Raw genomic sequence first — 13,163 nt, 5'->3', positions numbered from 1 at the left:
ACAAGAATCCTTCAATGAAAGTCAAAGACCACTTGGTAAGCCAGGAAACGTACGAGGTAATACCCTGGGGGTCGGGAAGCATTCGGCAAACCCTGCCGGTTCCGGATAATTTGACTAAGTATTACGCCTCCTCGGATTACGTTTCTCATTCGGATCGTAAAAAGGGTCTTATGGAATGGGTCTATGCTCAGGCCAAGCGCTTTCATTTGAAATGGAAATTAGGGATCATCGGAAAGCACAGCAAACCGGGTGTCAGGCTGCTTGACTTTGGAGCGGGAACCGGGGATTTTGTTGGGGCAGCCCAAGTCAAGGGATATAATGCCGTGGGTGTGGAGCCCGGCAAAAAGGCCAGGGATATCGCCGCTACAAAGGGAGTAGAATTGCAAGCCAATACCGAGGCTTTAAGCGATCAACGATTTGATGTCATAACGCTGTGGCACGTTTTGGAACATATTCCGAATTGGGAGAAGGCGCTCCAAGAGTTTCATGCCATGCTCAGTGATGCCGGAATTTTGGTCCTGGCCCTTCCTAATTTTGAGTCATGTGATGCGCATTATTACAAGGAATTCTGGGCAGCGTATGACGTACCCAGGCACCTTTGGCACTTTTCGCCCGCCGCGATAGACGAGCATATTGTACCGATAGGTTTTCAAAAAGCAGGAATGAAAAGGATGTGGTTGGATGCCTTTTACGTCTCCTGGTTGTCCGAAAGACACAAGGGCAAAAGCTTCGCTGGTCTTCGGGGAATATGCGTTGGCTTATGGTCAAATTTTAAATCAGTCTTTTCGGGCCAGGCATCTTCCATGATCTATATTTTACAAAAACAACCTCTGAATTAGGACCCATAGTCCTTTGGCTTTACTATTTTTGGACGAATTTTAATAGAACGTATGAAACGAGTATTCTTTGTGGCATTGGTTGCCTTAACGATGGGTTGCCAGGAAACCAAAATAGCGTATGTGAATTATCCGGAACTCTTAGAGGGTTATCAACGGAAAATTGATGTTGAAACCAAATATCAATTGGAGGCGGAAACTTTTGCACGTCGTCGGGATAGTATTTCGCAGGCGTTCCAATTATTGGCGCAGGATATACAAACAAAGTCCCGTAGCATGTCTCAGCAAAAGGCACAGGAGGAAATGAATGCTTTGCAACAACGGGCAAACCTCGTAGGCCAGCAGTTACAGCAAGAAGAGGCCGCAATGCAGCGTAAAGGACAGGTAAAGGTGGATAGTATACGAATTGTTGTGGAGGCAGAAGTTGCCGAGTACGCCAAATCCAAAGGCTACACGTATATCCTCGCTTCAGGAGAAGGAAGTTCAGTGATCTATGGTGCAGAGGCTCAAAATGTGACCGAGGAAGTCCTCAAGGTCCTTAACGATTCCTATAAAAACAACTAGCGGTCTTAACCTGCTAAAATTAGTAGTAGCACGCAAGGCACTAAATAGATTACAATAGTGCGCGCACCGTCGTAGTCTTTGGCCACACGTTGCCCGAAAAGCAGCATGAGCAAGGTGATGCAGGAGCCAAAACCAGCATATAAGGCAAAATTCATGTAAGACCCTGTAAACCAGCCATATATGCCTATTATTGCGCATATTCCTGTAGCTATTTCGGCCAGGGTAATTACGGCGAGTAGTAGCGGAACCATGGCACCTAAAAAGGTCTTGCTGAAATGCGAGCTTAGCCAGCTGACATTACCCTTCCAATCGAAAACCTTATCCAACCCGCTTTGCAGGAATGTGATGGTTACGAATAGTAGCAAAACAAGTTGTGGCAATTCCATAAGGGTACCCATTAGTGGTTAGTTTTATCCCATCTTCAGGCTGCAGGCCTGTGCAACAGGCGGGTTAGATTTATGGAAAGATCGGTAAAAATTATTTTTCCATTCCCATTGCGCTCCACATGGTATATAGCGGTTTCTAATTGATCCCTGATGTCCTGTATGTTTCCTTCATGGACAAAAGGGGCAAATTTCTTCAGCTGGAAACTTTCGTCGTGGATGCGCAAATACACCAGGGAGTTGGCTTTATAATTTAGTAGCAGTGCCTGGCGAAAAACGGACAGGCAATAGTTCAGAAACTTCTTTTGGGTTTCGCGCCCAGTTTTCCCGATTTCATTACTCCAGAGAATTAATTCATGTATGGATGCCTTATTTCCCTTGGCCTTAAAGGCGGTTCGCGTCCATTGAATGAACCACTTTTCAAAGATTAAATCTTCCGAATCCTGAAGTAAGAGGTCCTGCGCCTTGTTGAAATTACCCTGTGCCTCCTGTGCGATTTGCATGGCTTCCTCCCGGGTTCCGCCTTTTCGCATAAGCCCTTCAACAATTACTTCTTCCGGCAATGGGGGAAAATGCAGTATTTGGCAACGACTCCGTATGGTTTGCAGCAGTAAATCCTCCTGTTCGGCAATAAGGATAATCACTGTTTTGGCAGGGGGTTCCTCGATCAGCTTTAAAAGTTTATTGGCTGCAGAATTATTCATCCGCTCTGCCATCCACATGATAAGTACCTTGTAGCCGCCCTCAAAGGATTTCAAACTGAGTTTGCGGACAATATCGGCGGCCTCGTGGACGCTGATCTGCCCTTGCTTTTTTTCAATACCCATAGATTGATACCAATCGAAAAGGTTGCCATAGGGCTGGTTGGCTACGAAATCCCTCCAGGACTTAAGGAAATCATTGCTTACCGAATGGTTACTCCCGCTTCCCGAAGAGGCCACGGGAAAAGAAAAGTGCAGGTCGGGATGTGTTAATTGTGCACATTTAAGATTGCATGCCTCAGCGCCGCCTTCATTTTCGCCGCCCGAATTTCCACAAAGGATGTATTGAGCGTATGCAATGGCCGCCGGCAAGGTCCCGCTCCCTTCCGGCCCCACAAAAAGTTGGGCGTGGGGGATACGTCCCCCATCTGCGCTGGCAGTCAGGTGCGCATGGAGATTTCTGTGTCCGAGTACCTCTTTGAACAGCATGCCTCAAAGGTAATATATTTCTCAGCGGTTGCCGTTGGGATAAATAGGGTCCGGAGCATTCCTATTTTGTTTATTTTTAGGCCTTCATTACAGCGAGAATCATGACCATAGACGATTTCAATTTTGAAAACAAAACAGCCCTAATCCGGGTAGATTTTAATGTTCCTCTCAACGACGCTTTTGAGGTAACCGATACGAACAGGATCGAGGCGGCCAAACCATCGATCATCAAAGTGCTGGAAGATGGTGGCAGAGCCGTACTTATGAGCCACCTGGGGAGGCCCAAGGGGAAGGCAAGCGACGATCTTTCGCTCAAACATATCATTGACTCAGTTTCAGATATTATCGGGGTTCAGGTAAAGTTTGTGCCGGATTGTGTGGGGGAAGCCGCCGAAGAAGCGGTTGCTGCTCTTGAGAATGGCGAAATCCTACTGCTCGAAAACCTGAGATTCCACAGTGAAGAAGAAGCAGGCGACAAGGCTTTTGCCGAGGCTTTAGCACGTTTGGGGGACATCTATGTGAATGATGCCTTTGGTACGGCCCACCGCGCTCACGCTTCAACTACTGTAGTTGCTGAGTTCTTCCCCGAGAATAAGTGTTTCGGGTACTTGCTGGCGCGAGAAATCGAGGCCATTGAAAAGGTAATGGAAACCGGAGAGAAACCCGTGTTGGCCATACTTGGAGGTGCCAAAGTAAGCTCCAAGATCACCATAATTGAAAACATTCTGGCCAAGGTAGACCACCTGATCATCGGCGGCGGGATGACGTATACCTTTGTAAAAGCTCAGGGAGGCCAGGTAGGCGACTCCATCTGCGAGGACGACAAGATGGATTTAGCTCTGGATATCCTGAAAAAAGCTAAAGAATTGGGGGTAGCGGTTCACATTCCGGTAGATGTAGTGGCAGCGGATGCCTTTGATAATGCCGCCCAAACTCAGGTAATGGCCGTAAATGAGATCCAGGAAGGATGGCAGGGCCTCGATGCAGGGCCACAAACCCTGGCTCATTTTAAGGAGGTAATCCTCCAGTCGCGCACCATCTTGTGGAATGGCCCGGTTGGGGTTTTCGAAATGCCTTCTTTCGCCTCAGGAACCATTGCCGTTGGGAATTATATCGCAGAGGCCACGGAAAAAGGCGCATTTTCCCTTGTAGGCGGTGGCGATTCTGTTGCCGCGGTTAAGCAGTTTGGCTTTGAGGATCAGGTGAGTTACGTTTCTACCGGAGGAGGAGCCATGCTCGAGAGTCTGGAGGGCAAAACCCTGCCCGGAATTGCGGCTATTCAGTCCTAATCCCTTTCACAGCCCAGAGCGGCCGGTTCCCTCAGCTAGACGGCAGTCTTGCGCACTTTAAGAATGTTTTTTTCAAACTTCTGTAAAAAAGTGCGATTTTCGCTAGTCCCCACTCCATTCAACACGCCAAAATAGATGAAGCAAATAGTAGCTATCTGGCTTCTCGTGGGCTGCTCTCTGGTGAGCGCACAGGAAAATGAAGCACAAGAATCGCAACAATCTTTAACGGATTCTGTTGTGGTTGAGGCCTCGAAACCTGAACTCGCAGACGACACCCGGGTTGCCCTCGAGGGACAGGCTTCCTTGGACTCAGCACAGTCGGAAGCTTCCGAATTAAAGGATTTACCCCTGGCTGCGACCTATGACAGCCTGTGGCTGAAGGAGCTTACCGAGGCTGCCAGCCGCTATGGAGATATGTATGCCGTAGTACAGGAGGCGGTTTCCGACAGTACCCTGGATGCTCTTGAGGGGTGGGATACGGAAGTTTTTAAGGAAAGGCTGGCCGAGATGGATGCACTTACGCCTTTCGAAGTGGAATACAATCCTTCCCTGGAAAGGGTTGTCAAATCTTTCCTCCTGCAAAGGCGGGACCTGATGGAGCGCATGCTATCTGCCAGTCAGTTTTACTTCCCATTGTTCGAAGAGTCCCTGGCCAAGAACGATCTACCGCTCGAACTGAAATACCTGGCCATTGTAGAATCGGCCTTGAATCCAAGAGCAAGATCCCGGGTCGGCGCTACCGGATTATGGCAGTTTATGTACGGAACAGGCAGAATGTACGGCCTGAGCGTCAGCAGCTACGTAGACGAACGCAACGATCCCTTGCTGGCTACTGCTGCAGCCTCGGCGTATTTATCGAAACTCTACGAGATATTCGGGGACTGGGATTTGGCGCTCGCCGCGTATAATTCAGGCCCCGGCAATGTTAACAAAGCCATCCGAAGATCTGGCGGTCAAACCAATTACTGGAATATCCGGAGAAACCTGCCGAGGGAAACAGCGGGGTATGTACCTGCTTTCCTGGCTACCTACTATATTTTTCACTACGCCGAAGAGCATGGGTTACGACCAACCGAGGCACCAAGGCCTTATTTGGAGACTGACACCATCCACATTAAGCAAACACTCACCTTTGATCAGATTTCGAAGGTAACGGCAATTTCAGTGCCTGAATTGCGGATCCTGAATCCGGCTTACAAGCTGGATATTATTCCGAAGGTCAAAGGCAAGGAATATGCCCTGCGTTTGCCGGTTTATGCCATAGGCCGTTTTGTCAATAATGAGGCAAAAATCTATGAGGAGGCCAAGGAGGCACTCGCCAAGCGGGAAAAGCCGCTGCCGGAACTCGTTCAGGCCGAAGACCGCATCCGATATCGGGTACGCAGCGGGGATTACCTGGGCAAGATAGCCGAGCGATACGGGGTAGGGGTAAGTCAGATCAAACGATGGAACGGATTACGCTCAAACAATCTTCGTATAGGTCAGCGATTGACCATATATCCCAGAAAACCAGTAACTACAGCCAAGCCCAGCACATCCAACAGCTCCAAAGAAACTACCACCACGGCTTCCTCCAGTGCAGGAGGCGCCAAGATCCATGTTGTTCGTAAAGGCGATTCGCTCTGGACGATTTCACAACAATATCCTGGCGTAAGCATCGAAAATCTTAAAGAGTGGAATGGGCTACGGGGGAACACCCTGATGCCTGGCACGCGCTTAAAACTATGCAACTGCAATTCCCTGTAAAATTCCAAATTATGAAGTTGAAGCATGTATTTGCTGTTGTTCTGGCCGTGGTTTTCGCAGCCTGTGAAGATGGCCCCAAAAAGAAATATAACCCCCAGTCTATTGGCGCCATTAATTCTGTGGCGGTTGTAATGAGCAATAGTCTTTGGGAAGGGGCTGTTGGGGATAAGGTGCGCGAACATTTTGCCGCCCCGCTCATTGGATTAACCTGGGACGAACCCACTTTTGACCTGGTACATTTACCCCCTTCCGTTTTTCAGGGGACAACCCAATACCGTCGGGCGGTACTCTACGTAGACCTGGATTCGGTTACCGGGGCGCAAATCAGGGAGGATCTCTATGCGGCGCCACAACAGGTAGCTGTAGTCAAGGGGGATTCCGATTCAGCCCTGATCCAGACACTGGACACCCACGCAGCGCGAATCAAGCAGGAATTCCGCAGGATGGAATTACAAGAATCACAGCAGCGCTTCCTCAGATCCTTAAGCAAGGAAAACGTCCTGGATGAGAAGTATGGGGTAAACTTACGACTGCCTTCGGTTTACAAGGTCGGCAAACAAGAAGACAATTTTGTCTGGATCGACCGGGAAATTCAAAAAGGCAGCATGAATATCATCGCTTATGAGATGCCTGCGGATTACTTTCAGTCCGATTCCACCCTAGTCCGGGATATTGTGAGAATGCGCGATTCCATTGGCCGGTTATACGTACCTGGTCCGGATGTTCCCGGAAAGATCACTTATATGGGCACTGAAAAAGCCTTTGCTCCAGCCGTTTTTGCTTCGGAAGTGAATGGATTTAAAGCGGTAGAAGTACGCGGAATCTGGGAGGTGGTTAACTATCCTATGGCAGGACCTTTTTTAACGTATATCGTAAACGACACCGTGCGTAATCGAAAAATGGTTTTGGAAGGTTTCACCTTTGCGCCGGCAACCAACAAACGCGATTATATGTTTGAATTGGAGGCAATCCTGCGCACCCTGAAGATTCAAGGTCAGGAGTAATTCAAAAGTGTTTCGGGAATTGGGTGGCGGTTGCTTAGAATAAGTCGGTCATTCTGAAAAGTACAGCGTACATCGTCAGAATCCACAAAGCAAATCCAATCCAGGCCAGGGTCCTGTGATTTCGTTGAAGTAGCTGGGAAAACCAGCCTTTACTGTTGCCGTTTCCTTGGGAAAAAGAGGGCTCCATAACTTAAGATTTGGGTGGTACAAATCTAAAATCCGAAGAATTTTACTACAAACCCGAATTATCGGTTGAAAGGACCAAAAAACGGTTAAAAGGTAATCTTGTGCCTATTGATTCCCTGGCGATTAATAGAATGGAAATTCCGTAGCTACTTTGTAGAGGAATGCAAAAAGCACTACCAAATAAGACAGGAACATGGTCCAGAAGATGGCTTTATGCGCGTATCGCATTACGAAGGCACGAATGCCTTTCAGGGTAGCTTCCCATTGAAAAGTAATTTGTTCTGCTGATTTCATGGCTTGGATGAGTTTTATATAGTTATAAACTCAAAAACAGGTAGTTACATATAATTTTGAAGGATAATGTTGCCAAATGGGTTCCCCGCGTTGTGAACGACAATTACATGTTCACGATGATGAATTCCGAACGTCGATTCATCTGGTGTTGTTCGCGGGTACATTTGACACTGCCATCGCAACCATTGAGCAGTCGCTCTTCTCCAAAGCCTTCTGCACGCTGGATTCTCGAAGGATCAATTCCACGCTTGATCAGGTAATCCCGCGTTGCACTGGCTCGCTGTTGTGAGAGATATTTGTTGTAAACAGCAGGTCCTCGAGAGTCGGTATGCGATTCGATCGCGATGACCATGCTGGGATATTCTTCAAGCACGCCTACGAGCTTATCGAGTTCGGAAGCAGCGTCGGAGCGGATATAGAATTTGTCGAAATCAAAGTAGATATTGTCTACTTTCAGCTTGCGCACACCATCCTCGACGGCAATTCGTTCGTCCAGTTTTTCGAGGGGAACTTCCAGCGCCACCCGCTGATTTTCGCGGGTTTCCACGTCAACGGCTTTGATCATGTGGTCGTCGCTTTCCACCTGAACATTGTAACGGGTGTTGGTCTCCAGGTCCTGGAAAACAAACTCCCCATTCTCGTCGGAGCGCACTTCCAGTAATTTCATATTGTTTTCGTCCAGTAAAGAAACCAGCGCGTTGGGGATTACTTCTCCGGTTACCACATCCAGGACAACTCCTTCAATGGCATTCTCATTCTTTTCCTCAGGAAGCAGACGCTGAAAAGAGTATAAATCATCATCGCCTTTTCCTCCTATTCGATTGGATGCGAAAAAGCCTTTTTGGGTAGCTTCATCAACGATATAGGAGAAATCGTCCTTTTTACTATTGATTGGCTGCCCGAGATTGCGAACTTCCAGAAAGCCTTCTTCCTCTGGATTAAAGGCTACTTCAAAAACGTCCAGTCCCCCGAGACCCACATGGCCTTCAGAAGAAAAGTACATCTTGGAACCATTGATAAAAGGAAATAGTTCTTTGCTGGGGGTATTAATTTCCGGCCCGAGGTTGCGGGGTTCGGAAAACTGTCCATTTCCGAGGACATCGACTACAAAAATGTCCGTTTCCCCAATACTTCCGGGCATATCGGAAACAAAATAAAGTTGTTTGCCATCCGGGCTCAGGGCTGGATGTCCGGTAGAGAAATCTTCCCCATTAAAGGGCAGTTCTACCGCATCACTCCACTCGTTACCCATTTTGGTGGCCATATAGAGCTTGAGGTGATTGACCCCGTTCTTATCGCGACGCAATTTCTTTCCGTAATTATTACGGGTAAAATAGATGGTATTCCCATCCGGGGAAAAGGTCACCGCTGCTTCGTGGTATTTCGAGTTCAGGGACTTCGAAAACTTAACAGCACCCTCCAGTTCATCTGCAGACTCGTTCAGGCGGGCTACATATAGGTCCAGATAAGGCTGGTTATTCCATTTATACCGACGGGTATGAAAAAAAGCAGAGTCTACCGAAGAGGCGAAAACCACCTGGTCCTCCCCATAGAACATGGGGGCAAAATCCGAATATTTTGAATTGATATTCAGGTTTTTAACGTCAGCGACTTCTACTCCGCTCAGGATGTTATCTAAAATAGTCTCCCGTTGTTCCATGCTAACACGGCGGGATCCGGATCCACTAGCTGCACTTTTCTTATCGTAAAGCCGCATGAAGCGTTTTGCTCTCCCGTATTTACCGGTTCCCTTCAGGGTATGCGCATAGCGGAACAGGTTTTCGGCACTCATATTGCCGCGCTGCATATTATACAGGGTCTCGTACCAATAAAAGGCACGCTCCATGTTGGTATTGTAGTAATGGGAATCGGCCAGACGCTTTACGGTTTCCGCCGATTTCATATCGGGATTGCGCTCAATGGCGGCTTCGTAGAGCTTGGCAGCTTCTGCGTACCACATTTTGTCAAAGAGATCATCCGCTTTGCGAACTATCATATTGACCGGACGTTCGGTGTTCTGAATGTAATCATCGGCAGCGCCGGACTGCAATCCAAAATCCAATTCGGAATCCGGGGTTTCCTCGAGATCCCAATCTGTATTCCAGGGAGCTTTGTAGGTCTCCGGAGCTTTTGGGGCTGGTTTGATATTCAACGAAGCCGTGTTGCTTTCAGGTAAGCGATCAGCAACGGATATTCTTGAGTTAATAGCTGGATTATCGATCATTAAAATCCAGGAATCGCCCTGATATTTTCCATCCATTTTAGAGATGGCCCCCTGCAGGGCAGCCTCATCATTGTCAAAGGCAGCGGCATAAACATAGTTCAGGCCATTTTCAGGATTTACAAAGCTTCCCGCTGGTAATCCCTGACGTTTCAGGTTGCGAATATTGCGGTTCAGGTTTTTTCCATCTGAGAAAACCCCGGTTATCAGGTAATATCCGGGCTCCAGGGCTCCATTCAATTCAAGGGATCGCGAAGCAACATCGAAGCGCTTGGCCCTTTGGCGGAATGCCTGATATGCGTCCCGGGCATTCGTGCCAGAACCATCAACTCCATCACCGGGTGTTGCCTGGCTGCTAGCCGGACGCGACGTCGCCGCGGGATAGTCCTGGGACCAGAGTGAACCTGCCATGAGCAGGCAGCAGAGCCCAATGATTAATTGTTTCGATGCATTCATCTGTTGGATAAGCTTTAAGGCGACCACGGAGTACACCTAAATAATAACTTTCCGAAAGTAAGCGATTGGATAGCTGCGGCTAACTTTTTGTTGTGAATGCGGCTAAAATCAGCATAAATGCCTGATGAATGTATTTTTAGTGGCAGGACGGTTGTCGATAATCGCTGAATATCAAGGGCATCAGGAAGGGGGTCGACAAATAATACCTTTGGGTACAAAAAAAGCGCCATAAGGCGCTTTCAATATTTTCTAAGGGAGTTATTACTCCTTTTTTTCGTCTAGTTTTTCGTCTTCCCGGGAGGCGTCTTTGAATTCTTTGATTCCACTACCCAGACCGCGCATCAATTCCGGAATCTTCTTTCCTCCGAAAAGTAATAATACGACCAGAACAACAATTACAATCTGCCAGGGGCCTATAGCGAGAAAATATGATAATGAAAGCATGCTCCAAGTTTTAAGTGAGTAAAGGTAGTGAAAAAACAAGATAGTAACGGAAATATTGTGCTTTAAGCCGTATTTTAGACCATCGGGTTGGAGCGTCGTAGTTTTGCACGCTAAAATAATTTGTAATGGCCAAGAAGAAGAAGCGCAGGAAGGAAATAAAAAGGAAGCTTTTACACAAGTATCGCCTGGTTATCCTCAACGAAAACACCTTTGAAGAGAAGATCTCTTTTAAGTTGAGCCGGCTGAACGTATTCGTTACGGGATCCCTGGCTGCCGTGGGCCTTATTGGCCTGACTACCCTGCTCATCGCTTTTACCCCTTTGCGCGAATATATTCCCGGGTATTCCTCGACGGCCTTGAAAAGACAGGCCACAGAGCTGACCTACAAAACCGACTCCCTGGTAACTGTTCTAAACTATACCAATAAGTATATTGACAATATCCGCATGGTTTTGCGGGGCGACGTAACTTCGGCCGCCATTAATCCCGATTCCACCTTCGAAGCCTTTAAGCTGGATCCTTCACAGATAGACTTGAGCCCGATCCGCGAAGACAGCGTGCTCCGGGCGCAGGTAGCCCTGGAAGATAAGTATAACTTGTTCGAAAGGCCGGATGGAAGTCGGGGGAGCCAGTTATTGTTTGCGCCGCTTACCGGGACCATTACCCAGGGATTCGATCCCGATGAGAATCACAGCGCTATTGATGTGGTAGCTGAAAAAGACACCCCGGTAAAAGCGGTAGCCAACGGCATGGTAATTTTTGCGGAATGGACTGCGGCCACGGGATATGTCATAATCCTCGACCACGGGGAAGAGCTGCTTACTGTTTACAAGCACAATGGTTCCCTGTCCAAATCGCAGGGCGATCTGGTCCGGGCCGGGGAAGTAATCGCCACGGTCGGTAATACCGGCGAATTAACCACCGGCCCACATTTGCATTTTGAACTCTGGAAGAACGGAGCCCCGGTAAACCCTTTGAACTACGTAGATTTCAACTAACCAGAAGCAAACCCAGTCCCTATGTCCCTAAAGGCATTCGCCGCCAGGATTTTTGCCGCTTCGGTACATCGCAGGAATCGGCGTTGGATTCAACATCCTATCCAGGCTCAGCGCAAACTCTTTCAGCACATTATTCGCCAGGGAGCAAGCACCCAATTTGGCCGGGACCATCAATTTGACACCATTCGGAATCCCGAGGATTTTGCCCGGCAGGTCCCCGTTAGGGATTATGAGGACCTGAAGCCCTATGTGAATCAAATCCTGGAAGGACAGGCCAATGTACTCTGGCCGGGCCGTCCCTTATATCTGGCAAAAACCAGTGGAACAACTTCCGGTGCCAAATACATTCCCATTACCGATGTTTCCATCAAAGCCCAGGTTGGCGCATCCCGTGACGCTATCCTCAACTACATCCACCGAACGGGCCGCAGCTCCTTTGTCGATGGAAAAATGATATTTCTGCAGGGTAGTCCAGAACTCCAGGAGAAGAACGGCATGAAGATAGGCCGGCTCTCCGGGATTTCCGCCCACTACGTACCGGGTTACCTGCAACGAAACCGATTGCCCAGTTGGGAAACCAACTGCATGGAGGATTGGGAAGCCAAAGTAGATAAAATCGTAGCCGAAACCCTGCCGGAGAACATGACGGTAATCGCAGGGATTCCTTCCTGGGTACAGATGTATTTCGAAAAAATTCAGGATCAAACGGGCAAAGCCGTGGGAGAAGTTTTTCCCAACCTGGAATTATTTATCTACGGCGGGGTAAATTTTGAACCGTATCGCGCGCGTTTTGAAAGTCTTTTGGGACGCAAAGTAGCCAGCATAGAATTATTCCCGGCCAGCGAAGGATTTTTCGCCTATCAGGACCAGGATCAGGAACCGGGAATGCTCTTGCTCACAGACGCCGGAATATTTTATGAATTTATCGAGGCCGATAAATTTTACGACGAAAACCCCAGGCGTCTTACCCTGGAGCAAGTGCAAATGGGGGTGAATTACGCCATGATCATTTCTACTGATGCCGGGCTATGGGCTTATAATCTGGGGGATACCATTGCCTTTACCTCCCTGAAGCCCTATCGGGTTATCGTTACGGGCCGGATCAAGCATTTTATCTCCGCATTTGGGGAGCACGTCATTGCCAAAGAGGTGGAAACCGCACTGCAGGAAGGCCTCAAGGCGGTAGCCGCAGATGTCAATGAGTTCACTGTTGCCCCGGTGATCAGCCCTAAGGACGGGGAACTGCCTTTTCACGAATGGCTGATCGAGTTTGAAAGTGTCCCGCAAAAGCTGGAGGAAATGGCCCGGGTCATTGATCGCAGCATGCAGGCTCAGAATAGTTATTACGCCGACCTGCTCGAAGGGAATATCCTGCAACCCCTTAAAATCACCTGTATCGCCCCAGGAGGCTTCCGGAATTTTATGAAGTTGCAAGGGAAACTCGGCGGGCAACACAAGGTGCAGCGCCTTTCCAATGATCGCAAAGTAGCCGAAGGTTTGGCCCCATACCGGATTTCCCCTTGAAAATTACTGTATTTTTGCGGGAGAAAAG

The 13,163-nt window shown here is 48.4% G+C and carries 12 protein-coding genes; 7 read left to right on the top strand and 5 right to left on the bottom strand.

Annotated features, from left to right (window positions below):
- Positions 1-14 precede the first annotated feature (14 nt).
- Complete coding sequence (locus BM318_RS05715; RefSeq protein ID WP_092981403.1) at positions 15-839, top strand: class I SAM-dependent methyltransferase; 825 nt, start codon at positions 15-17, stop codon at positions 837-839.
- Positions 840-890: 51 nt separating this feature from the next.
- The gene (locus BM318_RS05710; protein ID WP_092981401.1) at positions 891-1,400 is read left to right on the top strand and encodes an OmpH/Skp family outer membrane protein; all 510 of its coding nucleotides are present in this window, start codon (positions 891-893) and stop codon (positions 1,398-1,400) included.
- Between the two features lie 5 nt (positions 1,401-1,405).
- Here the strand turns inward: BM318_RS05710 and BM318_RS05705 are convergent, their stop codons facing one another.
- Positions 1,406-1,798, bottom strand: coding sequence for a DoxX family membrane protein (locus BM318_RS05705; RefSeq protein WP_143099928.1), 393 nt, complete (start codon positions 1,796-1,798; stop codon positions 1,406-1,408).
- A 23-nt stretch (positions 1,799-1,821) separates the two neighbouring features.
- On the bottom strand, positions 1,822-2,973 hold the full coding sequence (locus tag BM318_RS05700) for a DNA polymerase III subunit (protein ID WP_092981399.1): 1,152 nt from the start codon (positions 2,971-2,973) through the stop codon (positions 1,822-1,824).
- 98 nt (positions 2,974-3,071) lie between these two features.
- Between BM318_RS05700 and BM318_RS05695 the strand changes: the two genes are divergently transcribed.
- The 3 genes from BM318_RS05695 (at position 3,072) to BM318_RS05685 (ending at position 7,012) form a co-directional block, all read left to right on the top strand.
- Positions 3,072-4,262, top strand: coding sequence for a phosphoglycerate kinase (locus BM318_RS05695; RefSeq protein ID WP_092981397.1), 1,191 nt, complete (start codon positions 3,072-3,074; stop codon positions 4,260-4,262).
- Between the two features lie 135 nt (positions 4,263-4,397).
- Positions 4,398-6,008: a LysM peptidoglycan-binding domain-containing protein gene (locus tag BM318_RS05690; RefSeq protein ID WP_092981395.1), complete on the top strand. Its 1,611-nt coding sequence runs from the start codon at positions 4,398-4,400 to the stop codon at positions 6,006-6,008.
- 11 nt (positions 6,009-6,019) lie between these two features.
- Positions 6,020-7,012 carry a DUF4837 family protein gene (locus tag BM318_RS05685; protein ID WP_092982088.1) on the top strand — a complete coding sequence of 331 codons (993 nt, stop codon included), beginning with the start codon at positions 6,020-6,022 and terminating at the stop codon, positions 7,010-7,012.
- Between the two features lie 309 nt (positions 7,013-7,321).
- Here BM318_RS05685 and BM318_RS14400 read toward each other — a convergent pair whose 3' ends face one another.
- From BM318_RS14400 to tatA, 3 genes are all read right to left on the bottom strand, one after another.
- Positions 7,322-7,492, bottom strand: a complete 171-nt coding sequence (locus BM318_RS14400; protein ID WP_177218264.1) for a hypothetical protein — start codon at positions 7,490-7,492, stop codon at positions 7,322-7,324.
- A gap of 103 nt (positions 7,493-7,595) precedes the next feature.
- On the bottom strand, positions 7,596-10,169 hold the full coding sequence (locus BM318_RS05680; protein WP_245759750.1) for an OmpA family protein: 2,574 nt from the start codon (positions 10,167-10,169) through the stop codon (positions 7,596-7,598).
- A gap of 261 nt (positions 10,170-10,430) precedes the next feature.
- Complete coding sequence (tatA, locus tag BM318_RS05675) at positions 10,431-10,613, bottom strand: twin-arginine translocase TatA/TatE family subunit (protein ID WP_092981391.1); 183 nt, start codon at positions 10,611-10,613, stop codon at positions 10,431-10,433.
- Between the two features lie 125 nt (positions 10,614-10,738).
- Between tatA and BM318_RS05670 the strand changes: the two genes are divergently transcribed.
- Together BM318_RS05670 and BM318_RS05665 are read left to right on the top strand one after the other, a co-directional pair.
- The gene (locus tag BM318_RS05670) at positions 10,739-11,611 is read left to right on the top strand and encodes a M23 family metallopeptidase (RefSeq protein ID WP_092981389.1); all 873 of its coding nucleotides are present in this window, start codon (positions 10,739-10,741) and stop codon (positions 11,609-11,611) included.
- 21 nt (positions 11,612-11,632) lie between these two features.
- Positions 11,633-13,135, top strand: a complete 1,503-nt coding sequence (locus BM318_RS05665; protein WP_092981387.1) for a GH3 auxin-responsive promoter family protein — start codon at positions 11,633-11,635, stop codon at positions 13,133-13,135.
- The last annotated feature ends 28 nt before the right edge of the window (positions 13,136-13,163 follow it).

The sequence above is a fragment of the Robiginitalea myxolifaciens genome, from assembly GCF_900115205.1.
GTDB lineage: Bacteria > Bacteroidota > Bacteroidia > Flavobacteriales > Flavobacteriaceae > Robiginitalea > Robiginitalea myxolifaciens.
This window is presented reverse-complemented; position numbering and strand designations above follow the sequence as displayed.